This is a genomic window from Pseudonocardia terrae (genome assembly GCF_021343995.1).
In the GTDB taxonomy this organism is placed as follows: Bacteria; Actinomycetota; Actinomycetes; order Mycobacteriales; family Pseudonocardiaceae; genus Pseudonocardia; species Pseudonocardia terrae.
Window position 1 is genome coordinate 25,133 of the sequence record NZ_JAJTTE010000035.1, and the last position, 22,693, is coordinate 47,825.

Genomic DNA, 22,693 nt, shown 5'->3' on the forward strand with positions numbered 1-22,693 from the left:
CCCTTGCCGTGGCCGCCCGGGGTGTGGGGCGGCCGCCCGATCCCTGGGCAACTTAGGAACCTCACAGGTGCACCCGCCAACGATGTCGCCGATCGTGACCAAAGGGTGACGTGAGGTGGACAGGGCGACACATCGTGATTACTCTGGAGTAACTTTCGCCCGGCCGGAGGAGACTCAGCTGACCGGGGCGCTCCATCGTTGTGCCCCGGTGAGCGGCCCCGTCTCGAGCGGGCCGGCACCGAACCCGGTCGCGGCGGCGCCCGCCGGGGTGCTCACGAGGAGCGACACCTGCTGGAAGAGCGGCAGCGCCGGGAGCTGCGCCCAGAGCACCCGTTCGGCCGTCGCGAGCTGGTTCGGGTCGGGCACCGCCGCGGTCGCGAGCGACTCCAGCACCGGCTGCAGCGCGGCCGAGCAGAAGCCGTTCGGCAGGGTGGGCGGCGCCGGGAGCGACGGCGTCGGGTCCGGGCAGCCGTAGTCCGAGGCCAGCTGCGGTCCGATCGGGCCGCCGACCGCGCGCGGCTCGACGAGGATGTCCGCCCGCACGGTGGCGTTCGGCGCGGCGGTGCCGCTCGACGGAGCCGCGCTCGGGGTCGTGCTCGGGGTCGTGCCGGGGGTCGCTGCGGGGCTCGGCCCGGTCGTCGGGGCCGCGCTCGGCGTGGGGGTGGCGGCACCGCTCGACGGCGTCGTCGGCGGCGGGGTCGTCGTGCTGGGCGGGGTGGCGACCACCGTCCGCTGGGTGAAGAGGTCGGCCGCGGGCGGGGCGACGACCTGCACCTCGATCCCCGCGGCGCGCAGCTGGTCCGCCACGGCCTCGGCCACGTCGACGTCCGTGCCGCGCTCGGCGCCGGCGGCCACGACGATGCTGAGCGGGGTGTTGCCGAGGGTCCAGGCCCCGTCGGCGCCGCGGGTGTAACCGGCCTCGGTGAGCAGCCGCTCGGCGGTGGCGGGGTCCGGGTGGGCCGGCGCGCCCGCGGGGGCGGTCGCGGCGTACCCCTGCTGCGACGGCGCGAGGCCGAAGGCGTCGACGGGCAGCGCGTCGGGCGCCACAGCGGCCCGGATCTTCTCGCGGTCGAGCAGCGCGCCGACGGCCTGGCGCACCCGCACGTCGGACAGCGGCCCGTAGTCCGAGCGCAGCGCCAGGTCGGTCACGGTGCCGCGCGGCGCGGACGCGGTCGTGATCGCGTTGCCCAGCGGCGCGAGGGCCTTCATGACCTTCGGCCCGGAGGTGGGCATCGCGACGTCGACGTCGCCGCCGCGCAGGCCCTCGGCCAGGGTCTGCGGACCCATCCGGCGGAGCACGATCTGGTCGAGCGTGGTGGGGGTGGCCCAGTACAGGTCGTTGCGGGCGAGAATGACCTCGCCCCGCGCCCGGTCGACGGTCACGACCCGGAACGGCCCGCCCGAGGCGGGCAGCCCGCCCTGCAGCGCGCTGCTCCACGAGCCGGGCGCGTCCTTGAGGATCTGGGCGGGCAGCAACCCGCTGAACAGGTGCTGCCACTGCGGGTACGGCTCGTCGAACACGACGTCCACGGCCTTGCCGCCGGCCCGCGACCGGACGTCCGTGACGTGCCGGTACCCCTCGGCGTCGATCGTGCCCGGCTGGCTGCGCATCTGCTGCCAGAGGTACACGAAGTCCTCGGCGGCGATCGGCGAGTTCGACGACCACGAGGCCTGCACGTTGAGCTCGTAGCTCACGGTGAACGGGCTGGTCGAGGTGACCTCGGCGCTGGTCGCGACCGTGCGGTCGAGCTGCAGGGCGCCGGAGGCGTCGGGCCGGAAGACCGACGGCAGCACCAGCGTGGCCAGGGCCTGGGTGACCGGCGAGCGGTCCGCCAGCAGGTGCGGGTTGAAGCCTGCGCCGAGGTCGTCCACGCCGACGACGACCTCGGTGGCCCGGACGGTCGCCGGCGGGGGCGCGGGCTGGGGCGGGGCGGGCTGCTCCACCGGGGCGTTCGTGCACGCCGCCAGCAGGGTGAGCAGGCACGCGCCGAGGACGAGCAGCGTCCTGCGGCCCCAGCCGGTCACGTGCCCTCCCCCGCCGCGCGGGCCGGGCGGCCCGCCTGCCCGCCATCGTCGCACCGGCGACGTGGTGCGGTGGTGTGGGCCCGGCCCGGCGCGAGGAGGGTCAGCGCGAGACGCCGGCCGCGGCGGCCTTCGCGCGGGCGCGCTGCCGGCCGCGCAGGTGCGAGTCCAGCTCGACCTTGCGGATCCGGACGTTCTCCGGCGTGACCTCGACGCACTCGTCGTTGGCGCAGAACTCCAGGCTCTGCTCCAGCGTGAGGATCGTCGGCGGGGTGAGCTTGACCAGCTCGTCGCCCGTCGACTTGCGCATGTTGGTGAGCTTCTTCTCCCGCACGATGTTGACCTCGAGGTCCTCGTTGCGGGTGTACTCGCCGATCACCATGCCCTCGTAGACCTGGGTGCCCGGGCCCACGAACAGCACGCCGCGGTCGGACAGCGCGTCGACCGCGTAGCCGGTGACGGGGCCGGAGCGGTCGGCGATCAGCGAGCCGCGCAGCCGGCTGGAGATCTCGCCGACCCAGGGGCCGTAGCCGTCGAACACGTGGCTGGCGATGCCCGCGCCGCGGGTGATCGTCAGGAACTCGGTGCGGAAGCCGATCAGGCCCCGCGAGGGGACCCGGAAGTCCAGCCGGACCCGGTTCTCGCCGTGCACCATCTGGATCATCTCGCCCTTGCGGGCGGCGAGCAGCTGGGTGACGGCGCCGAGCGAGTCGGTCGGCACGTCGATCGAGAGGTTCTCGAACGGCTCGTGAAGCTTGCCGTCGATCGTCTTGGTGACGACCTCGGGCTTGCCCACGGTGAGCTCGAAGCCCTCGCGGCGCATGGTCTCGACCAGGATCGCCAGCGCGAGCTCGCCGCGGCCCTGGACCTCCCAGGTGTCCGGGCGCTCGGTGGGCAGCACGCGCAGGCTCACGTTGCCGACCAGCTCGGAGTCCAGCCGGCCCTTGACCTGGCGGGCGGTCAGCTTCTGGCCCGGCTTCGGGTCGCGCCCGACGAGCGGGGAGGTGTTGATGCCGATGGTCATCGAGATCGCCGGCTCGTCGACGTGGATGCGCTCCAGCGGCACCGGGTTCTCCGGGTCCGCGAGTGTGTCGCCGATCATGACGTCCGCGATGCCCGCGACGGCCGCGATGTCGCCCGCCACGGCCACCTCGGCCGGCACGCGCTGCAGGCCCTCGGTGCGCAGCAGCTCGGTGATCTTGACGCGGGTGACGGTGCCGTCCGCCTGGCACCAGCCGACCTGCTGCCCGCGGCGGAGCACGCCCGCGCGGATGCGGCAGAGCGCGATCCGGCCCAGGAAGCTGGTGGCGTCGAGGTTGGTGACATGCGCCTGCAGCGGGGCGGAGGGGTCGTCCTTCGGCGCCGGGACGACGTCGAACAGCACGTCGAACAGGGGCTGGAGGTCCTCGGAGTCCGGCAGCTGGCCGTCGGCGGGGCGGTTGCGCGAGGCGCGGCCCGCGCGGCCGGAGGCGTAGACGACCGGGAGGTCCAGCAGGTGGGCGGTCTGGTCCTCGTCGAGGCCCAGCTCGTCGGCGAGCTCCAGCAGCAGCTCGAGGGACTCGTCGACGACCTCCTCGATCCGGGCGTCGGCGCGGTCGGTCTTGTTGACGACGAGCATCACCGGCAGGCCGGCGGAGAGGGTCTTGCGCAGCACGAAGCGGGTCTGCGGGAGCGGGCCCTCGGAGGCGTCGACGAGCAGGACCACGCCGTCGACCATCGAGAGGCCGCGCTCGACCTCGCCGCCGAAGTCGGCGTGGCCGGGGGTGTCGATGACGTTGATCGTCACGCCCTGCCAGGTCACGGTGGTGTTCTTGGCGAGAATGGTGATGCCCTTCTCGCGCTCCAGGTCCCCGGAGTCCATGACCCGGTCGACCGGCTCGGCCCGCTCGCCGAAGGCGCCGGACGCGCGCAGCATCGCGTCGACCAGGGTGGTCTTGCCGTGGTCGACGTGCGCGACGATCGCCACGTTGCGCAGTGCGCGCACGCCGTCGGGCAGGCCGCGGTCGGCGGTCTGCGGGGCGTCGGCGAGAGCGGATCCAGCTGAAGTCACGATTCACGGTATCCCGGTCGAGGTCTGGACCTTGCCGAGAGGTGAGCCTAGGCTTCCCTCACGATGGCCAAGGTGAAGAAGAAGTGCTGCCGGTCGAAGCCGAAGCGATGCAAGAGCTGCCCGGTCGTCCACCTGCGGTTGAAGAAGATCGACGCGCAGGGGCTGACCGGCAAGGAGTACACGCGCGCGGTCAAGGCGGCGCGCATCTACTGAGGTCGCGGGCCCCCGCGGGTGCACGATCGTCCTTCGTGGACGGTGCGCGTCGCCCATTGTGGACGGTCCGCGGCGGGTTCTGAATCGTTCCGTGCTCGGGCGGCGCGGATGCGTCCGGACCAGGCTGCGACCCTCCGGCGCCGATGACGAAGCTCACAGGGTGATCCACGCCGCCGCCCCGCGTCATCCGGCGCTCCGTGCCGGTGACGCGTATCACCCGGCGCTCCGGGCCGGCGACGCGGGTCGTCCGGCCCTCCGGCCGAGCGCGACGGCGAGGCCGATCTCTCCCAGCACGGCCTCCGGCCTGGTCGCGAGGTCGTGCCACCGGCAGGTCAGCACCGTCCAGCCCGCCCGGGCCAGCACACCGCGCCGCCAGAGCGTGCGCCGCCGCGCCTCCGCCCCGAGCGGGCGCGCCCAGCCCTCGGCCTCCACGGCCACCCGCGCCTGCGGGAAGGCCACCGGCAACACCACGCCGGCCGCCGGATGCTCGGTGCGCCAGCCGATCAGCCGCGCCTCCCGGAGCCGCGAGACCAGCAACCGGACGGCCGCGGGCCCCGCGCGCTCGGCGGTCGCGGCCAGCGCGGCGCGGGCGGCGGTGGCGCCGGCGGCGCCCGGGTTCCGCGTGTGGGCCCGCGCCACCTCGGCGAACCCGACGTGCGACTGCAGCGCGCGATCCAGGAACGGGCCGCCCGCCGCGCCCAGCTCGACCGCCGACTCCAGCACGGCCAGCGGCAGGGCGGTGACCGGGACGCCGTGCCTGCTCGTGCGGTCGTCGTCGGCGAGGTCGCGGCGGCGGACGATCACGCCGGGGCGGTTCCGGGGCGACCGGCGGCGCGGCACGGTCACGGCGACCTCGCCGGCGAGGGCCGGCGCCACGCCGTGCCACCAGGCCGCGGCCAGCCCGCTGAGCACCGCGTCGTCGCCGGCCCAGAGCACGGCGGCCCGGACCCGCGCCTCGTCGGTGAGCCGGTGCGCGCGGTCGAGGTAGACGCGCGGGTGCAGCGGGACCCAGTGCCGGCCTGCGAGCCTCCGGTCGATCGCGTCGGTGGAGAGGCCCACGGCCCGCGCCTGGGCCCGCCCGATCACCCCCGCCTGCCGGCCGAGGAGGGCGGCGAGGGCGGGCCGGGCGGCGGACGGCGCGGTGTCACGGGAGGTGTCAGAGGCGGTGAGGCTGAGGTGCGTGATCGGCTCCATGCCCGGTTTCGACGGATCCGCCGCCGCCCCGGTTCCACGCGAACGACATCGCCTCGAACAGAGTGGCACTCTGGAGTTCCACTCCATGAAGCGCGACGGCCGGTCCGTGATCGTCGAGGCGGCGCTGGCCGGCGTGGAGGAGTGCGGCTGGGAGGCGACGTCGATGCAGGCGGTGCGCGAGCGCGCGGGCGTCAGCAACGGTTCGTTGTTCCACCATTTCCCGACCCGGGCGGATCTCGCAGCGGCGGTCGTGGCGGCCGGGCTCGCCGATCACCGGGAGGTCCTGCTGCAGGCGCTGCGCGTCGCGGAGGGTGCCGAGGACGGGGTACGCCGGACCGTGGTGCGACATCTGCGGTGGATCGACGACAACCCGCGGCTGGCCCGGCTGTTCCTCCACTCACCGCCGGACGTGCTGCAGGCGATCCTGGACGAGGCGGCACGGGACGCCCACCGCGGCTTCGCCGATGAGATCAGCGACTGGTTGCGCGGCCACGGATGGCCCGGGACGCCGGAGCTCGCCGCGGTCGTCGCGCTCTGGATCGGCCCGGTGCACGAGTACGCCCGCGGCCGGCTCGCCTCCTCCGGGCCCACGCCGACCCCGACCTCCGACGCGCTGGCCGAAGGGGCGTGGCGCGCGATCCGGCCACTGCTACCGGGGATCGAGCGATGAGCCGCGAACGGTATCTGCGGGTGCTGGCCGGGTTCACCGCGGTGGTCGACGCCTGCCCCGCCGGGTCCTGGGACCGTCGTACTCCGTGTCCGCGCTCGTCGGCGCGGCAGTTGGTCGGCCACGTCATCGATGCTCAGCGGCAGGTGGTCGCGCCGGTGTCGGGTCGGGGCCCGAGCGCCCCGGTCGCCGGCCCCGCGGTGCTGGGCGCGCTCGGCCGGTCCCCCGGCCCTTTCGTCACGGACCCGTCGTGAGCACCGGGGACGTGCCCGACGGGGCGGGCGAGGTGGCCGCACAGCTCGCCCACGTCCTGCCGGGGCTGCGGGCCGGGGCGGTGACCCCGCTCGGCTCCGGCCTCGACCACGACGCCTACGACGTCGACGGCACCCTGGTCGTTCGGTACGGCCGCGGCCCGGATCAGGAAGCGAGGGCGGCCGCCGTACTGCGCGAGGCGGCGCTGCTGCAGCGGGTCGCCTCGGTCTGCCCCGTGCCCGTCCCGCCGGTGCGTCTGGTCGTGCCCGAGCAGGGGTGCCTGATCCTCGGGAGGCTGGCCGGCGCCCCGCTGCTCGACCGCTCCGGAGCGGAACGCGCCGCGGCCGCGGCCGGGGTCGGCGCGGTGCTGGGCACCGTCCTCGCCGCCCTGCATGCCCTGCCACTCGCCGGACCGGACGCCGAGGTCGACGTCGACGACGTCGCGCCCGAGGAATGGCGCGACGAGGCCGTCGAGACCTACCGGACCGTCCGCAACGAGGTTCCCCGCGGCTTCCGGGCGGGTGTGGAGCGGTTCCTGTGCGAGCCCCCGGCGCCCGTCCCTCCCCGCCGGGTCTTCTCCCACAACGACCTGGGCGTGGAGCACGTGCTCGTCGAGGACGGCCGGGTCAGGGGGATCATCGACTGGAGCGACGCCGCGATCACCGACCCGGCGGTCGACCTCGGCCGGATCCTGCGCGACCTCGGACCGGCCGCGCTCGACAGCGCGCTCACCGCGTACGGGGCCGACGGCGGGGGTTCGCTGCGCGTCCGGGCGGTCTTCTACGCCCGGTGCACCCCTGCTCGAAGATCTCGCCTTCGGCCTGCACCCGGGCCGTGAGCGCTACGCGGCCAAGAGCCTGGAGGCGCTGCCGTGGCTGTTCTGACCGGCGCCGGTCCGCGCCCGCCGGGAGGCGAACCGTGGACGTGAGGCGGTGGTTGTACCGCGGCGGACGTCCCAACCGCCCGGCGCGCGGAGTGGATCGGCTCACGGCCGTCCTGAAGGCCTATGTCGGACGGGCTCCGACGCGAGGACGCACATTCCGGTCGACGAGGACGCGCCGCTCCGCGAGTTCGCGCGGGTGGCGCCGCGGTTCCCGGTCTTCCGCGTCGTGCCGAGGCACAGCGGTTCGGACCGTTAGGGGCGGAGCAGGGCCTCCAGGTCGGCGACCACGGCGCGGTCCGCGTCGACCCAGGCGACCGTGGGCAGCTCCCGCTCCCGCAGCCACCGCACCGCGAGGTGCTCCAGCGCCTTCGGCTCGGGCGAGTCGGGGCGCAGCGCCGCGGCGTACATCCGCAACACCAGGGTCCCCCCGGGCGTCGCCACGGGTAGGTCGGTGCCCACCCGCTCCCCCACCTCGACCTGCGCGGCGAGCTCCTCGGCGCACTCGCGGGCGAGCGCCTCCGGCTCCGACTCGCCCGGCTCGGCGCGCCCGCCCGGCAGTTCCCAGCGGCCCCGCAGCTCGGCCGGCCGCGACCGCTGCGCCGCGAGCACCGCCCCGTCGCGCACGATCGCCGCCCCGACGACGGCGGGCGCCTCCGCCAGCTCCTCGGCCCGCCGCCGGTAGACGGCGGAGCGGGAGGCGAGCATGTCCCGCATCAGGCGGCGCACCAGGATCGCGTCGCCGATCCGGCCGGCCACGCCGAAGGGCGACCGCCAGCGGATCTCGTCCCGCATCACCGTCCCGCCCGGCCGGTCGGCGAGGGTCGTGGTGTGCACCAGGCCCTTCGCCAGCCCGCCCACCAGCTCGGACACCATCCCGTCGACCCCGACGGTCCGGATCCGCGAGCGGTAGGGCAGCCGGACGCCGGCGGCGAGCCGGGCGTCGAGCAGCACCTCGTCGCCCGGCACCAGCAGCCGGACGGCGGCGGAGTACCGGTGCCCGGCCTCCCGCAGCGACTCCTCGGCCGCCTCGCCGTCCCGCACCACGCCGGCGACCAACCGGCGGGGCGCCGCGATCAGGGTCGAACAGCTCTCCACGGGCACGACCGAGATCGTCCCAGACCCCGACGGACCGCCGCAGACGCACGATTGCGCACCCGTCGTCACGGTGCGGGCCAGCGCACCTCCAGCCGCGCCCCGCCCCACGCCGACGCGCCCGCTGACACCTCGCCGCCCCGCCCGCGCACCAGGGCCGCGACCAACGCCAGCCCCAGCCCCGCGTGCCCGCCGCCCGCCTCCTGGGACAGTCGCGTGAACCGGTCGAACACGCGCACCCGGTCCGCCTCGGGGATGCCCGGGCCGTCGTCGGAGACCGCGAGCCGGGTGACCCGGCCCGCCGGCAGCACCTCGATCCGGACCCGGGTCGCGGCGTACCGGGCGGCGTTGCCGAGCAGGTTGTCGAGCACCAGCGCGACCTCGGCGGCTCCGGCCGCCGCCAGCGCGACGCCCGGCGCGAGCAGCTCCGGCGCCGGGCCCTCGGTGACCCGGTCGATCGCCGCCCGCGACGCCTCGACCAGGTCGACGGGTTCCGGCTCGGGTCGCTGCCCGGCATCGGCGCGGGCCAGCGCCATCAGGTCGGAGAGCAGCCCGGAGAGCCGCTGGGCCTCGACCGCGACCTCGCGCAGCGTCTCCTCCGCCAGCGCCGGGTCCGGGTGTGCGACCGCCACCTCGGCCTGGGCGCGGATCGCGGCGACCGGGGAGCGCAGCTCGTGGGCGGCGTCGCCCGTGAACCGCTCGAGCCGCGTGACGGCGTCGTCCCGGCGGGCGAGCAGCGAGTTCAGCTCCTCGGCGAGCGCACGCAGCTCGTCGTGCGCCGCGGGGACCGGCAGCCGCCGCCCCGGCGGGAGCGCCGCGGCCGCCGCCCGCATCCGGTCGACCGGCCGCAGCGCCGCCCGCGTCGCCACCCAGGCCGCCAGCGCCACGACCGCCGCCGCCAGCAGCCCCGCCACGACGAACCCGACGGCTGCCCGGGCCAGCAGCGTCGCGCCGCCGACGAGGTCGCCCGAGGCGAACACCAGCCGGGGCGACCCGTCCGGCAGGATCGCCGGGTCGGCGACCCAGCGGGTGGCGGTGCCCTCGAGGAACACGTTCTCGGCGCGCCCGGCCGCGAGGTCGCGGACGTCGCGCGCGGTCATCGGCAGCGGCCCCCGCCCGTCGACGGGCGTGCCCGCGGTGTCGGTGATCCGGATCGACGGCGGGGTGGCCCGGTCCGCGACGGCCCCGCCCTGCTCCAGCCGCGTCACGACGACCCCGGCCTGCGTGTGCAGCTCGTTGTCCGCCGCCGCGATCAGCGTGGTGTACAGCAGGTTCACCCCGAGCCGGCTCAGCGCGAGCAGCGCGACGAGCGCGACCGCGCCCACCACGGTGGTGATCCGGAACCGCAGCGTGCGGCTCCGCCACCAGCCGCGGCACCGCAGGGCGCGGGCACGCACCAGACCGCGGGCGAACCGGCGCCGCAACACGCCTCAGCCCGATCCGACGAGGTACCCGTGCCCGCGGACGGTGCGCAGCACGTGCCCGGCGCCGACGGCGTCGAGCTTGCGGCGCAGGTACCCCACGTAGACCTCGACGACGTTGCGGCTCGCGGCCTGCTCGTCGCCCCAGACCAGACGCAGCAGCTCGTCCTTGGCCACCGCGGTGTCCGGCCTGCGGGCGAGCGCGTGCAGCAGCTCGAACTCCCGCGGCGACAGCTCGACCGGCGCGTCCTCCCAGGTCACCGACCGCGACGCCGGGTCGACGACGAGGCCGCCGAGCCGGACCCGCTGCCCGGAGCGGCCGAGCGCGGCGTCGCGCCGGCGCAGCATCGCCTTCAGCTGTGCCACGAGGACGACGAACGAGAACGGTTTGACGAGGTAGCCGTCCGCGCCGAGGTCCAGCCCGTCGGCCTGGTCGATCTCGCCGTCCTTGGCCGACAGCATCAGCACCGGGGTGTCGACGCCGGCCGCGCGCATCCGCTCGAGGACCCGGTAGCCGGAGAGCCCGGGCAGGATGATGTCGAGCACGACGGCGTCGAAACCGCCGGTCAGCGCCGCGCGCAGGGCGGAGTTGCCGTCGCCGACCGCGACGACCTCCATCCCCTCGGCGGTGAGCCCGCGGGCCAGCGCCGTGCGCACCCCGGGCTCGTCGTCCACCACCAACACCCTGGCCATCGTCGACAACGTACCGCCGGGCGGAACCTCGACCTCGGAATTGATGCTCGCCCCGGACGCTCCGCTCAGTCGTTTCTCAGCGACGGGGTGTCCGGATGAGACCTCTCTCAGTCCCGATGCGTCAGGCTTACCGGCATGGCAGTGGGAACGGCAGGACGGCTCTGGGCCCGGATCGGGACGGGCGTGGCGATCGCGGGTGCGGTCGGGCTGGGACTGGTGGCGGTGCCCGCCGGCGCGGGGGCGGCCCCGAACCTGCCCCCGGTCTCGCCGGAGGACCTCGTGGCCTCGGTCGAGAAGGCGAACCCCGGACCGCTGAACGGCACCGTCGAGCTGGACAACGCGCTCGGGCTGCCGGCGATCCCCGGCGCCCCGGACCTCGCGAACGGCACCAAGGACGCGCGCGTCTGGTCGGACGGGGCGGGCAAGGGCCGGGTCGCGCTGCCGTCGGCCCAGGGCGAGAAGACGCTGGTGTCCGACGGGACCACCGCCTGGTCCTACGACTCCACGGACCGCACCGCCACGAAGAAGGCCGTCACGCCGGGCGAGCACCGGCCCGAGGCCGCGGACCCGACCCGCTCGGCCGCCGACGCGATCGCGAAGCTGCGCACCACCAGCACCGTGAGCGTCGACGGCACCGCCGAGGTGGCGGGCCGCCCGGCGTACGAGCTGGTTCTGGCGCCCAAGCCCACCGAGCGCACGCTGCTGCGCGAGGTCCGGATCGCCGTCGACTCCGAGAAGCGGATCCCGCTGCGACTCACCGTGCTGGCCACCGGCTCGTCCGACCCGGCCCTCGAGGTCGGGTTCACCGACGTCACCTTCGGTCCCCAGGACCCGTCGCTGTTCACCTTCACCCCGCCGCCCGGCACCACGGTGAAGGAGGCCCCGCAGGGCGGCCCGGACCACGGCACCAACGGCGGCAAGCCGACCGTCGTCGGTGACGGGTGGGACGCGGTCGTGATCGCGAAGCGGCCCGCGCAGGAGCAGCCGTCCCAGGGGGCCCCGGACCTCTCGCGCCTCGGCACCCCGGTCAGCGGGTCCTGGGGCAGCGGGCGGCTGATCACGACGGCGGTGGCGAGCGCGATCGTCACCGACGACGGGCGGGTCGCCGCGGGGGCGGTGCCCCAGCAGGTGCTCACCGAGGCCCTGTCGAAGTGACGACCCTGCCCGTGCGGGAGGCTGCGCGGGTGACCGCCGCTCCCGCCGCCCGGGCCGTCGGCCTGCGGAAGGTGTACGGCCGTACGGTCGCGGTGGCGGGCCTCGACCTCGAGGTCCCCGCCGGCGCCGTGCTCGGCATGCTCGGCCCCAACGGCTCGGGCAAGACGACCCTGATCCGGCTGCTGCTCGGGCTGACCCGCCCCACCGCCGGGACCGCCGAGCTGCTGGGCCACCCGCTGCCGGAGGTCGCGGCCGCGCTCCCGCACGTCGGGGCGCTGGTCGAGGGACCCGGGTTCCACCCGTTCCTCTCCGGACGGGAGAACCTGCGCCGCCTGGCCGCCGCCGAACCGCTGCTCGACGCGGCGGCGATGCCCCGGGCCGTCGGCGACGCGCTGGAACGGGTGGGGCTCGCCCACGCGGCCGACCGCCGGTTCCGCGGCTACTCGCTCGGCATGAAGCAGCGGCTGGGGCTGGCCGGGGCGCTGCTCGTGCCGCGCCGGCTCGTGGTGCTCGACGAGCCGACCAACGGCCTCGACCCCGCCGGCACCCGGGACGTCCGGGCGATCATCGCCGAGCTGCACGCCGCGGGCGCGACCGTGATCGTCTCCTCGCACCTGCTGGCCGAGGTGGAGGCGACCTGCACGCACGTCGCCGTCCTGCAGTCGGGCACGCTGGTCGCGGCCGGGGAGCTGCGGGGGCTGCTCGACTCCCGGACCGGCGGCCTCGTGATCGTGACGCCGGACGTCGAACCGGCCCTGCGCACGCTCGCCGAGGTCGGTGCCGTCGCGACCCGCGACAGCGGGGGCGAGCCCGGCGTCGTCGTCACGGACGGGCCGGAGCCGCCCGAGATCGTCGCGCTGCTGGTGCGCGCGGGCGTCGCGGTGCACGAGGCGCGCCGGCGGCGGCCGCGGCTGGAGGAGCTGTTCGCGCAGCTCACGGAGGGACCATGACGACGATCGCCGGCACGACCGCCGAGACCGGCACCCGCGCCGCCGCCCCGCTCGGCCGGATGCTCGCGGCCGAGGTGCGCTGGGTGTTCCGCCGCCCCCGCACGCTCGTCACGCTGGGCCTGTTCGCGCTGATCCCGATCCTCATCGCGATCGGCGTGGTCGTCGCCGACCGCAGCGGCGGGGGCGGGCTGATCGGGGCGGTCGCCGGCAACGGCCTGGTGCTCCCGATCGCGGCCCTGACGGTCGCGCTCGCCCTGCTGCTGCCGCTCGCCGTGGCCATGGCCGCCGCCGACGCGATCGCCGGCGAGGCGGCCAACGGCACCCTGCGCGGGCTGCTGCTCGCGCCCGTCAGCCGGCTGCGGCTGGTCGGGGTGAAGGCCTTCGGCGTGCTGGTCGTGGCCGCGGCCACGACGCTGACGATCGCGGTCGTCGGGGTGCTGGCGGGCATGGTCGTGGTCGGCAGCGCCGACGGCGGGATGGTCACCCTGTCCGGCACCACGCTCGGCCTCGGGGCCGGGCTGGCCCGGGTCGCCCTCGTCGCCGTGTGGGTCGTCGGGCAGCTGGCGGCGGTGGGCGCGGTGGCGCTGGCGGTGTCGTCGCTGACCGAGCACCCCCTCGTCGTGCTGGCGAGCGTGCTGGGCGGGCTGATCGCGTTCGGGGTGCTGGGCGCGATCCCGGCGCTCGACTGGCTGCAGCCCTGGCTGCTCACCTCGGGCTGGTCGGCGGGGGCGGACGCGCTGCGCGACCCGATCACGCTCGACGCCATGGGGTCCTCGACGCTGCGGGCGCTCTGCTACGCGGCGATCGGCGTCGGGTTCGCGGTCTGGCGCATGCAGCGCAGGGATGCCTGAGCCGCCCGTCTGCCCCATGATGGCCGGCATGGCCGAACTGCTGGACGACGCCGCCGTCACCGCCGCGCTGGCCGACCTGCCGGGGTGGGAGCGCGACGGGGACGCGATCGTGCGCACCGCCGAGCTGCCGAGCTTCCCCGACGCGATCACGGTCGTCGACCGGGTGGCCGAGGACGCCGAGGAGCGGAACCACCACCCGGACATCGACATCCGCTGGCGGAAGGTCACCTTCCGGCTCTCGACGCACTCCGCCGGCGGGCTCACCGCGAAGGACACCGAGCTGGCCGCGCAGATCTCCGCGCGGATCGACGCCGCCGGGCGGTAGCGCTCCCGGCGGGGCGGTGGCGAGCCCGACGGGCCGGAGCGACTCAGCCGGGCGGCGGGTGATTCAGCCCGGGCGGCGGGTGATTCAGCCCGGGCGGCGGCTGACTCGGCCGGGCAAGGTGACCCGCGGGTCGGCGAGGAACGACTCGACGAAGGTCGCGCCCGCGCCGAGGGCGTAGCGCTTGTGCGCCGCCTCGGTGCCCGTGAGCAGGTACTCCGTCGCCGGGGCCCCGACCGGCCGCTCCGGCAGCGATCGCGCGATCTCCGCCCCGTACACCGCCGCCGCGACCTCGGCGGCGTGCGCGACCGCGGCCCGGTCGGGCCGGCGCGCGAGCTCCCCGGGCGCGAGGATCCCGAGGCCCGGGCCGGGATCGAAGCCGACGACCTCGCTGAGCGCGGCGAGCAGGTCGTCCTCCGCCGCGGCGGGCGACGGCCGTCGCAGCGCGAGCCGGTGCACCGGCACCGCCCGCAGGCCGCAGCGGGCGAGCAGGCGCGGGTCCGCGTCGACCGCCACGAGGATCTCGACCCCCGCGCCACCGGCGAGGAGGTGTTGCAGGAGGCCACCGGCCTCGGCCAGCAGTTCGGCACCGTCGACCGCCGCCACGACGACCCGCGACGCCCGCTCCAGCGGTGCCTCGGGGACGCGGTGGCGTCCGGTCCGCGTCGTCGCGGTCCCGGGTCCGCACAGTTCGCTGATCATCACCTGTCCAGAAGGGGAGGACTCCACTGTGGAGATCGGGCGGCTCCGTCACGGCGTTATGCAGCCGTGCGCGGCGTGCGGCGAGCGGTCGCCTGGTCGGTGAGCGGTTCGCCGCGCGGAAGTTCTCTCGATGGTCGAGACTGTCCGCTATGACCGTTCACGCGTCATGGACCCGTCCGCCCGCCCTGCTCGCGCTGCTCGGTTTCGTCGCCGCGGTGGTGGTCGTCGCCGTCGTCGGCGGGCTCGCTTCGGCGTCGGCCTCGGAGCAGTACGCCTCGTTCGCGCGGCCCTCCTGGGCGCCGCCGTCGTGGCTGTTCGGGCCGGTCTGGACGGTGCTCTACGCGACGATCGCGGTGTCCGGCTGGCTCGTCTGGCGCCGGGCCGGGCTCACCGTGCCCGCCCACGTCGTCTACGCCGTGCAGCTCGTGCTGAACATGGCGTGGACCCCGCTCTTCTTCGCGGCGGGCCTGTACGGAGTCGCCTTCGCCGAGATCGTGCTGCTGTGGCTGTCGATCGTCGCGACGATCGCGCTCTTCGCCCGGCACAGCCGCGCCGCGGCCTGGCTGCTCGTGCCCTACCTGGGCTGGGTCACCTTCGCGGCCGCCCTCAACTACGCCATCTGGACGCTCTCCTGAGCGTGGCTGCTACGGTGGTGCGCATGGCGCGCCGATACTGGTTTAGCGGGCCGGCCCGGGATGGGTCGGCACGCAGCCTGCTGCGCTGACCCATCCCATGAGAGCCGGTAACCACCTGGGCCGGCTCGGCGGATCTCGACCGGGGCCGGTCCGCGAAAGGACCCACCCCAATGTCCCCCCTCGATACCGCCGCCGGCCCGATTGCTGCGGCCGCGCTCGACCGGCACCGCACGGCACGGATCAGCCCGCTGCTCTCCCCCGCGCTGCTGCGCGACGAGCTGCCGGCCGACGACCAGGTCGCCGCGGTGGTCACCCGCGGCCGGGCCGACGTCGTCGACGTCCTCGACGGCCGCGACGACCGGCTGCTGGTCGTCGTCGGGCCCTGCTCGATCCACGACCCCGACGCGGCGCTCGACTACGCGCACCGGCTCGCGGCCCAGGCGGAACGGCTCTCCGGGGACCTGCTCGTGGTGATGCGCGCGTACTTCGAGAAGCCCCGCTCGACCGTCGGGTGGAAGGGCCTGATCAACGATCCGGGACTCGACGGCAGCTTCGACGTCAACCGTGGCCTGCGGACCGCCCGGCGGCTGCTGCTCGACATCACCGCGCTCGGCCTGCCGGTCGGCTGCGAGTTCCTCGACCCGATCACCCCGCAGTTCATCGCCGACACCGTGACCTGGGGGGCCATCGGCGCCCGGACCGCGGCCTCGCAGGTGCACCGGCAGCTGGTCAGCGGCCTGTCGATGCCGGTCGGCATCAAGAACGGCACGGACGGCGACGTCCAGGTCGCCGTCGACGGCATCGGCGCCGCCGCGGCCCCGCACGTGTTCATGGGCATCAACCCCGACGGCCTCGCCGCCCTGGTGCGCACCACCGGGAACCCCGACGCGCACGTCATCCTGCGCGGCGGCGGGTCCGGCCCGAACTACTCCGCCGAGGACGTGGCCGACGCCCGTACGCGGCTCGCGAAGGCCGGCCTGCCCGAGCGCGTGGTCGTCGACGCCAGCCACGGCAACTCGCGCAAGGACCACGTGCGGCAGGCCGAGGTGGTGCGGGAGATCGCGGCCCGGATCGCCGGCGGGGACACCGGCGTGACCGGGCTGATGATGGAGAGCTTCCTGGTCGAGGGGAACCAGTCGCTCGGCGGCGAGCTCGTCTACGGGCGGTCGGTCACCGACAAGTGCCTGTCGTGGGACACCACCGCGGCCATGCTCGACGAGCTCGCCGCCGCGGTGCGCGCCCGGCGCTGATCCGGGATGGGCCGGCCGCCCGGTGGGTATCCGCCCGGCATGGGTGACTACGTGCAGTCCACCACCGTGGCGGCCGAGCCCGACGCGCTGTTCCGCTACCTGTCCGACGTCCACCACCTCCCGGACTACTTCGACTCCATGCGCGAGGCGGAGCCGACCGGCGGCGCCCCCACCGGGGACGTGCCCGGCGGCGCCGAGGAGGTGCACGTCGTCGCCGACGTCGACGGCGAGCGCAAGGAGGGCGAGGCCTGGCTCGACAGCGACCCGGCTCTGCGCTCCCTGCGCTGGGGCTCCGAGGGCCCGAACGGCTACCACGGGGAGCTGTCCGTGAACGCGGCCGCCGGGGGCTCGGAAGTCACCGTCACCCTCCACACGGAGCACGTCGACGGCGACCGGATCCGCGCCGGCCTCGAACACACCCTCGCCGAGATCAAGCGGACGGTGGAGGCCGGCGCCGACCCGTCCTGACCACCGCGGAGCAGGACCGCCGCGAAAGGTCGGCGCGGTAGGGCGTCAGACGATCCGGCGGTGCTCCAGCCCGCCCGGCCCCGGCCGCCACGAGACGATCTTCGTGACCGTCACGACCACCGGCTGGGAGAAGGTGCGCAGCCACTCGGCGAAGCTCTGCCCGCCGAGCAGGGCATGGTACTTCTCCTCGAAGGGCGCCAGGTCGTCGGCGACGTCGTCGGGGCCGGCGAGTGCCGCCTCGCCCTCACCGAGGACGATGTCCGCCCCGCCGGCGGCACTGTCCAGTGAGAAGGCCACGGCGGGGTTGCGCCGCACCCGCCCGACCTTCGCCGTGCCCGGGCGGCTGAACACCACGATCCGCGGGTCCGCGAACAGGAACCAGACCGGTGCTGTGTGCGGCCGGGAGGTGCGGTCCACCGTGCTCAGCCACAGGATCGGCTCGCGCGCGCGCCGGGCCGCGACGGCGGCGTCCTGCGGGCCGAGCAGCGGGACGGTCACGCAGTCACTCCAGCAGCCGCGTCCCGGCGCGGCAAGCGACGGGGCCGGACGCTGCGCCGGCCGGAGGCGGCGGCGCGGCATTCCACGACGTCGTTCCCCGGTGGAACGATTCTTTGCCAGACTGCGGGCATGCCCCCCGACGCCCGGACCGCGGCGCCCGCCACCGGCCGCGGCTGGGCGCTGCCCCTCGTGGTGCTGATCGCCGGGATGTTCATGTCGGTGCTCGACACCAGCATCGTCAACGTCGCGGTGCCGACGATCCAGAACTCCTTCGGTGCGACCACCGACGAGGTGCAGTGGGTCGCCACGGCCTACACGCTGGCGCTCGGCGTGGTCGTGCCGCTTTCGGCCTGGTTGTCGGACCGGTACGGGGCGACCGTCGTCTACATCGTCTCCCTGCTCGCGTTCGCCGGCGGCTCGGCGCTGTGCGGGGTGGCGTGGAGCCTGGAGAGCCTGGTCGCGTTCCGCATCGTGCAGGCGATCCCGGGCGGGATCCTGCCGGTGGTCACGCTGTCCATCCTCTACCGGATCGTGCCGCGCGAGCAGCTCGGCGCGGCCATGGGCCTCTACGGGCTGGGCATCATCGTCGCCCCCGCCGTCGGCCCGACGCTGGGCGGCTACCTGGTCGAGTACGTGGACTGGCGACTGATCTTCTTCATCAACGTGCCGGTCGGCGTGCTCGGTGCCGCGGCGGCGGTCGCGGTCCTCCCCCGGTTCGGCCCGACCCGCCGCGCCCGGTTCGACGTCCTCGGCTTCCTGAGCATCGCCGTCGCCCTGTTCTCCCTGCTCCTGGCCCTGTCCGAGGGGCAGGACTGGGGCTGGACCTCGCTGCCGACCGTCGGCCTCGCCTGCCTCGGCGTGCTCTGCCTGGCCCTGTTCGTGGTGATCGAGCTCGAGGTCGACGAGCCCCTGCTCAACGTCCGGGTGTTCCGGTACTGGCCGTTCACGAACTCCCTGCTGATCATCTCGGTGCTGTCGGTCGGGCTGTTCGCGGTGCTCTTCTACGTCCCGGTCTACCTGCAGCAGGCCCAGGGCATGGGGGCGTTCGAGGCCGGGTTCGTGCTGCTCCCGCAGGCACTGATCATGGCGGTGCTGATGCCCGTCGCCGGGCGGCTGTACGACCGGATCGGGCCGCGGTGGCCGGCGTTCGCCGGGCTGCTGGTGTGCGCGGGCGGGACCTACCTGCTGCGCGGGCTCACCGCGGTGACCTCGCACGTCGAGATCGCGCTGCTGCTGATGCTCCGCGCGGCCGGCATGGGCATGGCGATGATGCCGGTGATGACCGGCGGGCTCGCGAGCGTCCCGGTCAGCGAGGTCAACTCCGGCAGCGCGTTCAACAACGTCGTGCAGCGGACCGCGGCGGCGCTCGGTCTGGCCGTCCTCACGGCGGTGGTCACGGCCACCCAGGCGCAGATGCTCTCCGACCGCTCCGCCCTCGTCGGCCCGGACACCCCGGTCCCGGCGCTCGGGCCCGGCCGGGAGGGCCACGTGCTCGGCCTCTACGTGACCTACCGGCAGACCGCCAACCAGTCCTTCGTCGAGGCGCTGGACAACCTCATGGTCCTCACGACGGTGATCACCCTCGTCGGCGCGGCGCTCGCGCTCCTCCTGCGGTCCGGCAAGGCGCCTGCGGCACAGGCGGATCCGGCGCCCGCCGGTCCGGGCGAGGCGGCCCGGGACGCCCCGACGCCGTCGTCCGGCCCCTCCGGGAACGGAGCGGCGACGACCGGGCACGCGACGGCCGACGAACCCGGCGAATCCGACGACGCCCGCCGGGACCCGGTCCGCACGCAGGGCTGACGGCCCGCTCAGCCATCCTTGTGGATCTTCACCGTGACGTTCATGCCCGGCACGAGCTGCAGGTTCTTCGTGTCCTCGATCCCGATCCGCACCGGGATGACCTGGGTGACCTTCTGGAAGTTGCCGGAGGTGTTGGACTGCGGGAAGGGCGAGAACACCCCGGCCGCGCCGCCCTGGACCTCCTGCACGCTGCCGTGCAGGTCGACGCCGGGGAAGGCGTCGACCGCGATGTCGACGGGCTGACCGATGTGGACGTCGTCGATGTCGGTCTCGTCGACCCGCGCGGTGACGTAGATGCGCGAGAAGTCGTAGGCCATCGCGAGCTCGGTCCCGGCGGCGACGAAGGCCCCCTCCACGCCGTTGTCCACGACGACGGTCGCGTCGCCCGGGGCCCGGATGGCCTGCTGGGGCTGCACGAACCCGCCCTGGATCCGGATGCGTCCGACGGTGTGGTTCTTGAGCAGCTGCGAGCCCTGGTGCGCCGTCCAGTCGACCAGCGTCCCGCCGGCCGGCGCGTTGACCGAGATCTTGTCCCCGTCGACCTGCGCGTTGTCGGTGGTGACGTACCGGCCGCCCTCGACCACGTAGACCACGACGAGCACGGCCGCGACCACGACGGCGACGACCGCGATCACCAGGAGCGAGACGCGGGTCTGCCGTCTCATCCGACGCTTGGGCGCGGGTGGGGCGGCGAGCCCGCCGCCCTCCCCGTCGCCGTTCCCGTCGGCTGTCGTGTCGGCCTTCCCGCCTGCCGGGGGTGGCTCGATCGGACCTTCGACCATCGTGGACCCTCCCCGGCTACTGTCCGACCGGCAGCAGGACCTGCTGCCCGTCCCGGAGCCCCGACACGACCTCCGTGCGGTCCGCACCGACGACGCCGGGCTGGAACGGCACCGTCCGCGGGTCGCCACCGTCGACCACGGTGACCTCGCTCTGCCCGTCCTGGGTGCGCACGGCCTGTGTCGGCACGGTCAGCACGGGCGGGGTCTCGCTGGTGACGACCTGCGCGGTCGCCGTCTGCCCCGCCCGCAGCCTGGGATCGACCCCGGTCAGCGCGACGGTGACGTAGTAGCTGATCACGCCCGCGATCGCGGTGCCGGTCGGGGCGACCGCGACGACGGTGCCGGGCATCGTGAGGTCCGGGATCGCGTCGAAGGTGACGTCCACGCGCTGGTTCGGGGCGATCGAGGCCGCGTCGGACTCGTTGAACGGGACCACGACCTGGAACCGGTTCACGTCCGTGAGCACGAGGAACTGCGTGCCGCCGGGCCGCGTCGGCGAGGCCGCGCCCGCGGCGGCCGCGCTGCCGGCGGTCGTCCCGCCGCCGGCGCCGGGGATCGTCGCGTCGGTGCCGGGCGCGAGCGCGCCGACGCCCGAGCTGGGGGCGACGAACTCGCCGACGGTGCCGTTGAGCACCGAGACCGTGCCGCCGACCGGGGAACGCAGCGTGGTGTCGTCGAGGTCCCGCTGGGCCGACTCGACCTGCGAGCGCGCGGCCGCGACGAGCGCCTGCTGCTGGTCGATGGCGTGCGGGCGGTCCGAGCCTGCGGTGGCCAGGGTGTTCCGGGCGGTCACCACGCCCTGCTCGGCGTTCTGGACCGAGACGTCGCCGGCCGCCTTGTCGACGTCCCGCTTCTGCACGGCGGAGTCGACCGCGCCCTGGTCGGCGACCACCTTCTGCTTCGCCGCGGTGTAGGCCTGCTGCGCGGCGCCGCAGGCGGTGGGGTCGCTGGTCCGGGCGGTCCGGGCGAGCCCCTGGGACATGGGCAGGAGCCCCGTCGACCCCGACGGCGAGCCCTCGGTCGCCGCGGCGGTGCCCGTGCCGGTGCCGGACCCGGTGCTCGTCGCGGCGGCCTGGTCCGGCGCGCTCTCGGGCGAGGAGCAGGCCCGGTTCCGCGCGTCCCGCGCCTGGTCCTGGGCGTGCTCGTCGACGTCGAGCTGGCGGCGGGCGTTGTCGATGGCGACCTCGTCGGCCTTCACCGTGGCGTCGGCCTGCGTCCGGACGGCGTCGGCGATCCGCTGCGCCTGGTCCAGCGAGTCCTGCGCACCGCCGACGGCCGGTGAGTCCACCAGCTCGTCGAGCACCGCCTGCTGGGACTGCAGCTGCGCCTGCTGGGCGGCGAGGGCCCGGCGGGCCTCGAAGTCGTCGACGCTCGCGAGCGGCTGCCCCGGCTCGACGCGGTCGCCCACCTTGACCAGCAGCGACGTCAGCCGGCCGCCCTTGGGGAAGCCGAGGTTCTGCTCGGTGATCGCGCTGAGCGAGCCGGGCGCGGACACGCCGGTGGACACCGAGGCGCGTTCGACCCGCGCCGTCCTCGGCGTCGGAGGTGCGGCCGCGGTGCACCCGGCGACCACCCCGGCGATGGTGAGGGCACCGACGGCGCCGGCCAGCACCCGGGGCGACAGATCCGGGACGCGGAAGGACCGTCCGGCAAGGCGGTGACGGGCGACCATGCGACTCCTTCCGCCGCGACTGCTCCACCCGGGGGAACGATGCGGGCGCGGCAGAGACCGTCCGTGGTGGACATCGGGGATGCGTCCACCGTGTGGAGCAAGCTAGACCATTGCGGACCGAAACCGAGACAGGGGTCACGCACCGACGGGTGAGGTGCTCCCACACCCCACCACACACGCGGAAGTCGTCCGCCGAGGGTGAGCCGCCGGGCGTCGACCCTGCCTAGCGTCCCGCACGGTGAGCCCTTCCGACGGGAGAGTGGTGGAACGATGCCGGATCAGACGACCGTGGGACCGATCGACTTCGTACTCCTCGAGTTCCCCGACGACGCCGACACGAAGGCCTGCGGCGACGCGCTCATGGACCTGGTCCGGCGCGGCATCGTCCGGCTCTACGACCTCACGGTGATCCGCAAGGCCGCCGACGGGTCGTACTCGGGCATCGACCTCACCGACGTCACCTCCGCGGGGATCGGCGGGTTCACCGCGTTCGAGGGCGCTCAGTCGGGGCTCATCCACGACGACGACGTGCGGGCGGTCGCCGAGCTGATGCGGCCGGGCACGACGGCGGCGCTCCTCCTGTTCGAGAACACGTGGGCCGCGCCGCTGGTCGGGGCCGTGCTCGACGCCGGCGGCGAGCTCGTCGCCAGCCAGCGGATCGCGGCGCCGGACGTGCTCCAGGCCGTGGAGCGGCTCGAGGCCGTGGCCGGACAGAGCTGAGGGAGGACAGATGCCAGGTCTGTTGCGCGGGATCGCCCGCACCGCGATCATCGCCGGCACCGCGTCGTCGGTGGCCGGCCGGGTCCAGCGCCACCAGGCGCGCAAGTTCGCCGATCGGGACGCGGAGACCGCGGCCGACCGCGAGCGGGCCTACGAGGAGCAGATGGCGCCGCAGGGTGGCTACGGCGAGCCCGCTCCCCCGCCGCCGGCTCCGGCCGCGACCGGCCAGGCCGACATGATCTCGCAGCTCAAGCAGCTCGCCGAGCTTCGGGACCAGGGCATCCTCACCGACGACGAGTTCGCCGCCCAGAAGGCGAAGATCCTCGGCTGACGGGACGAGCGACGCGACGAGAGCCCCCGGGTGCGCCCCGGGGGCTCTGTCGTGCGCCGACCGACGACGC

The 22,693-nt window shown here is 75.1% G+C and carries 24 protein-coding genes; 14 read left to right on the forward strand and 10 right to left on the reverse strand.

Annotated elements, in window-relative coordinates; translation table 11 throughout:
- Positions 1 to 174: 174 nt before the first annotated feature.
- Positions 175 to 2,025, reverse strand: a complete 1,851-nt coding sequence (locus LWC33_RS22310; protein ID WP_233306377.1) for an ABC transporter family substrate-binding protein — start codon at positions 2,023 to 2,025, stop codon at positions 175 to 177.
- A gap of 100 nt (positions 2,026 to 2,125) precedes the next feature.
- Complete coding sequence (typA, locus tag LWC33_RS22315) at positions 2,126 to 4,018, reverse strand: translational GTPase TypA (RefSeq protein WP_233306437.1); 1,893 nt, start codon at positions 4,016 to 4,018, stop codon at positions 2,126 to 2,128.
- Between the two features lie 117 nt (positions 4,019 to 4,135).
- On the opposite strand from typA, the gene LWC33_RS22320 reads away from it, so the two are divergent.
- Positions 4,136 to 4,285 carry a hypothetical protein gene (locus tag LWC33_RS22320; protein ID WP_233306378.1) on the forward strand — a complete coding sequence of 50 codons (150 nt, stop codon included), beginning with the start codon at positions 4,136 to 4,138 and terminating at the stop codon, positions 4,283 to 4,285.
- Between the two features lie 213 nt (positions 4,286 to 4,498).
- On the opposite strand, the gene LWC33_RS22325 is transcribed toward LWC33_RS22320, so the two are convergent.
- The gene (locus LWC33_RS22325) at positions 4,499 to 5,479 is read right to left on the reverse strand and encodes a putative endonuclease domain-containing protein (RefSeq protein WP_233306379.1); all 981 of its coding nucleotides are present in this window, start codon (positions 5,477 to 5,479) and stop codon (positions 4,499 to 4,501) included.
- Positions 5,480 to 5,564: 85 nt separating this feature from the next.
- On the opposite strand from LWC33_RS22325, the gene LWC33_RS22330 reads away from it, so the two are divergent.
- The 3 genes from LWC33_RS22330 to LWC33_RS22340 are packed head-to-tail and all read left to right on the forward strand — an operon-like array spanning position 5,565 to position 7,236.
- Complete coding sequence (locus tag LWC33_RS22330) at positions 5,565 to 6,149, forward strand: TetR/AcrR family transcriptional regulator (RefSeq protein WP_233306380.1); 585 nt, start codon at positions 5,565 to 5,567, stop codon at positions 6,147 to 6,149.
- The gene (locus LWC33_RS22335; protein ID WP_233306381.1) at positions 6,146 to 6,400 is read left to right on the forward strand and encodes a maleylpyruvate isomerase N-terminal domain-containing protein; all 255 of its coding nucleotides are present in this window, start codon (positions 6,146 to 6,148) and stop codon (positions 6,398 to 6,400) included. The genes LWC33_RS22330 and LWC33_RS22335 overlap by 4 nt, the downstream gene beginning before the upstream one ends.
- Positions 6,397 to 7,236, forward strand: a complete 840-nt coding sequence (locus tag LWC33_RS22340) for an aminoglycoside phosphotransferase family protein (protein ID WP_233306382.1) — start codon at positions 6,397 to 6,399, stop codon at positions 7,234 to 7,236. Before LWC33_RS22335 ends, LWC33_RS22340 begins: the two co-directional genes overlap by 4 nt.
- Before the next feature lie 297 nt (positions 7,237 to 7,533).
- On the opposite strand, the gene LWC33_RS36205 is transcribed toward LWC33_RS22340, so the two are convergent.
- The 3 genes from LWC33_RS36205 to LWC33_RS22355 are packed head-to-tail and all read right to left on the reverse strand — an operon-like array spanning position 7,534 to position 10,487.
- On the reverse strand, positions 7,534 to 8,382 hold the full coding sequence (locus LWC33_RS36205) for an NUDIX domain-containing protein (RefSeq protein ID WP_308190986.1): 849 nt from the start codon (positions 8,380 to 8,382) through the stop codon (positions 7,534 to 7,536).
- A gap of 59 nt (positions 8,383 to 8,441) precedes the next feature.
- Complete coding sequence (locus tag LWC33_RS22350) at positions 8,442 to 9,800, reverse strand: sensor histidine kinase (RefSeq protein ID WP_233306383.1); 1,359 nt, start codon at positions 9,798 to 9,800, stop codon at positions 8,442 to 8,444.
- A 3-nt stretch (positions 9,801 to 9,803) separates the two neighbouring features.
- Positions 9,804 to 10,487, reverse strand: a complete 684-nt coding sequence (locus LWC33_RS22355) for a response regulator transcription factor (protein WP_233306384.1) — start codon at positions 10,485 to 10,487, stop codon at positions 9,804 to 9,806.
- A gap of 135 nt (positions 10,488 to 10,622) precedes the next feature.
- Here LWC33_RS22355 and LWC33_RS22360 point away from each other — a divergent pair, with 135 nt between their 5' ends.
- From LWC33_RS22360 to LWC33_RS22375, 4 genes are read left to right on the forward strand one after another with little or no spacing between them, the layout of a single operon-like run.
- Positions 10,623 to 11,642 carry a LolA family protein gene (locus tag LWC33_RS22360; protein WP_233306385.1) on the forward strand — a complete coding sequence of 340 codons (1,020 nt, stop codon included), beginning with the start codon at positions 10,623 to 10,625 and terminating at the stop codon, positions 11,640 to 11,642.
- A 29-nt stretch (positions 11,643 to 11,671) separates the two neighbouring features.
- On the forward strand, positions 11,672 to 12,592 hold the full coding sequence (locus tag LWC33_RS22365; protein ID WP_233306386.1) for an ABC transporter ATP-binding protein: 921 nt from the start codon (positions 11,672 to 11,674) through the stop codon (positions 12,590 to 12,592).
- Entirely contained in the window at positions 12,589 to 13,443 is an 855-nt protein-coding gene (locus tag LWC33_RS22370) for an ABC transporter permease (RefSeq protein WP_233306387.1), read from the forward strand. The genes LWC33_RS22365 and LWC33_RS22370 overlap by 4 nt, the downstream gene beginning before the upstream one ends.
- Before the next feature lie 28 nt (positions 13,444 to 13,471).
- Positions 13,472 to 13,768: a 4a-hydroxytetrahydrobiopterin dehydratase gene (locus LWC33_RS22375; protein ID WP_233306388.1), complete on the forward strand. Its 297-nt coding sequence runs from the start codon at positions 13,472 to 13,474 to the stop codon at positions 13,766 to 13,768.
- Between the two features lie 84 nt (positions 13,769 to 13,852).
- Here the strand turns inward: LWC33_RS22375 and LWC33_RS22380 are convergent, their stop codons facing one another.
- A complete protein-coding gene (locus LWC33_RS22380) occupies positions 13,853 to 14,467 on the reverse strand; it encodes a hypothetical protein (protein WP_233306389.1) in 615 nt (204 codons plus the stop codon).
- 149 nt (positions 14,468 to 14,616) lie between these two features.
- Between LWC33_RS22380 and LWC33_RS22385 the strand changes: the two genes are divergently transcribed.
- The 3 genes from LWC33_RS22385 to LWC33_RS22395 all read left to right on the forward strand — a co-directional run bounded on the left by LWC33_RS22385 (position 14,617) and on the right by LWC33_RS22395 (position 16,820).
- Positions 14,617 to 15,102, forward strand: a complete 486-nt coding sequence (locus LWC33_RS22385) for a TspO/MBR family protein (protein ID WP_233306390.1) — start codon at positions 14,617 to 14,619, stop codon at positions 15,100 to 15,102.
- Positions 15,103 to 15,272: 170 nt separating this feature from the next.
- Positions 15,273 to 16,352, forward strand: a complete 1,080-nt coding sequence (locus LWC33_RS22390) for a 3-deoxy-7-phosphoheptulonate synthase (RefSeq protein ID WP_233306391.1) — start codon at positions 15,273 to 15,275, stop codon at positions 16,350 to 16,352.
- A gap of 39 nt (positions 16,353 to 16,391) precedes the next feature.
- The gene (locus tag LWC33_RS22395; RefSeq protein ID WP_233306392.1) at positions 16,392 to 16,820 is read left to right on the forward strand and encodes an SRPBCC family protein; all 429 of its coding nucleotides are present in this window, start codon (positions 16,392 to 16,394) and stop codon (positions 16,818 to 16,820) included.
- A 45-nt stretch (positions 16,821 to 16,865) separates the two neighbouring features.
- Here LWC33_RS22395 and LWC33_RS22400 read toward each other — a convergent pair whose 3' ends face one another.
- Complete coding sequence (locus LWC33_RS22400; protein WP_233306393.1) at positions 16,866 to 17,318, reverse strand: pyridoxamine 5'-phosphate oxidase family protein; 453 nt, start codon at positions 17,316 to 17,318, stop codon at positions 16,866 to 16,868.
- 129 nt (positions 17,319 to 17,447) lie between these two features.
- On the opposite strand from LWC33_RS22400, the gene LWC33_RS22405 reads away from it, so the two are divergent.
- Positions 17,448 to 19,118 (forward strand): MDR family MFS transporter, encoded by a 1,671-nt coding sequence (locus tag LWC33_RS22405; RefSeq protein ID WP_233306394.1) that lies wholly within the window; start codon positions 17,448 to 17,450, stop codon positions 19,116 to 19,118.
- A gap of 8 nt (positions 19,119 to 19,126) precedes the next feature.
- Here LWC33_RS22405 and LWC33_RS22410 read toward each other — a convergent pair whose 3' ends face one another.
- On the reverse strand, positions 19,127 to 19,900 hold the full coding sequence (locus LWC33_RS22410) for an HlyD family secretion protein (protein WP_233306395.1): 774 nt from the start codon (positions 19,898 to 19,900) through the stop codon (positions 19,127 to 19,129).
- 16 nt (positions 19,901 to 19,916) lie between these two features.
- A complete protein-coding gene (locus LWC33_RS22415; protein WP_233306396.1) occupies positions 19,917 to 21,572 on the reverse strand; it encodes an HlyD family efflux transporter periplasmic adaptor subunit in 1,656 nt (551 codons plus the stop codon).
- Between the two features lie 270 nt (positions 21,573 to 21,842).
- On the opposite strand from LWC33_RS22415, the gene LWC33_RS22420 reads away from it, so the two are divergent.
- Together LWC33_RS22420 and LWC33_RS22425 are read left to right on the forward strand one after the other, a co-directional pair.
- Entirely contained in the window at positions 21,843 to 22,292 is a 450-nt protein-coding gene (locus LWC33_RS22420; RefSeq protein ID WP_233306397.1) for a DUF6325 family protein, read from the forward strand.
- A gap of 10 nt (positions 22,293 to 22,302) precedes the next feature.
- Positions 22,303 to 22,623, forward strand: coding sequence for an SHOCT domain-containing protein (locus LWC33_RS22425; protein WP_233306398.1), 321 nt, complete (start codon positions 22,303 to 22,305; stop codon positions 22,621 to 22,623).
- Positions 22,624 to 22,693 lie beyond the last annotated feature (70 nt).

Coding starts and splice junctions, on each gene's coding strand:
- LWC33_RS22385 (WP_233306390.1), top strand. CDS start 14,617: ATGACCGTTCACGCGTCATGGACCCGTCCGCCCGCCCTGCTCGCGCTG.
- LWC33_RS22325 (WP_233306379.1), bottom strand. CDS start 5,479: ATGGAGCCGATCACGCACCTCAGCCTCACCGCCTCTGACACCTCCCGT.
- LWC33_RS22405 (WP_233306394.1), top strand. CDS start 17,448: ATGCCCCCCGACGCCCGGACCGCGGCGCCCGCCACCGGCCGCGGCTGG.
- LWC33_RS22420 (WP_233306397.1), top strand. CDS start 21,843: ATGCCGGATCAGACGACCGTGGGACCGATCGACTTCGTACTCCTCGAG.
- LWC33_RS22320 (WP_233306378.1), top strand. CDS start 4,136: ATGGCCAAGGTGAAGAAGAAGTGCTGCCGGTCGAAGCCGAAGCGATGC.
- LWC33_RS22390 (WP_233306391.1), top strand. CDS start 15,273: ATGTCCCCCCTCGATACCGCCGCCGGCCCGATTGCTGCGGCCGCGCTC.
- LWC33_RS22370 (WP_233306387.1), top strand. CDS start 12,589: ATGACGACGATCGCCGGCACGACCGCCGAGACCGGCACCCGCGCCGCC.
- LWC33_RS22395 (WP_233306392.1), top strand. CDS start 16,392: ATGGGTGACTACGTGCAGTCCACCACCGTGGCGGCCGAGCCCGACGCG.
- LWC33_RS22335 (WP_233306381.1), top strand. CDS start 6,146: ATGAGCCGCGAACGGTATCTGCGGGTGCTGGCCGGGTTCACCGCGGTG.
- LWC33_RS22355 (WP_233306384.1), bottom strand. CDS start 10,487: ATGGCCAGGGTGTTGGTGGTGGACGACGAGCCCGGGGTGCGCACGGCG.
- LWC33_RS22410 (WP_233306395.1), bottom strand. CDS start 19,900: ATGGTCGAAGGTCCGATCGAGCCACCCCCGGCAGGCGGGAAGGCCGAC.
- LWC33_RS22425 (WP_233306398.1), top strand. CDS start 22,303: ATGCCAGGTCTGTTGCGCGGGATCGCCCGCACCGCGATCATCGCCGGC.
- LWC33_RS22375 (WP_233306388.1), top strand. CDS start 13,472: ATGGCCGAACTGCTGGACGACGCCGCCGTCACCGCCGCGCTGGCCGAC.
- LWC33_RS22380 (WP_233306389.1), bottom strand. CDS start 14,467: ATGATCAGCGAACTGTGCGGACCCGGGACCGCGACGACGCGGACCGGA.
- LWC33_RS22330 (WP_233306380.1), top strand. CDS start 5,565: ATGAAGCGCGACGGCCGGTCCGTGATCGTCGAGGCGGCGCTGGCCGGC.
- LWC33_RS22360 (WP_233306385.1), top strand. CDS start 10,623: ATGGCAGTGGGAACGGCAGGACGGCTCTGGGCCCGGATCGGGACGGGC.
- LWC33_RS22415 (WP_233306396.1), bottom strand. CDS start 21,572: ATGGTCGCCCGTCACCGCCTTGCCGGACGGTCCTTCCGCGTCCCGGAT.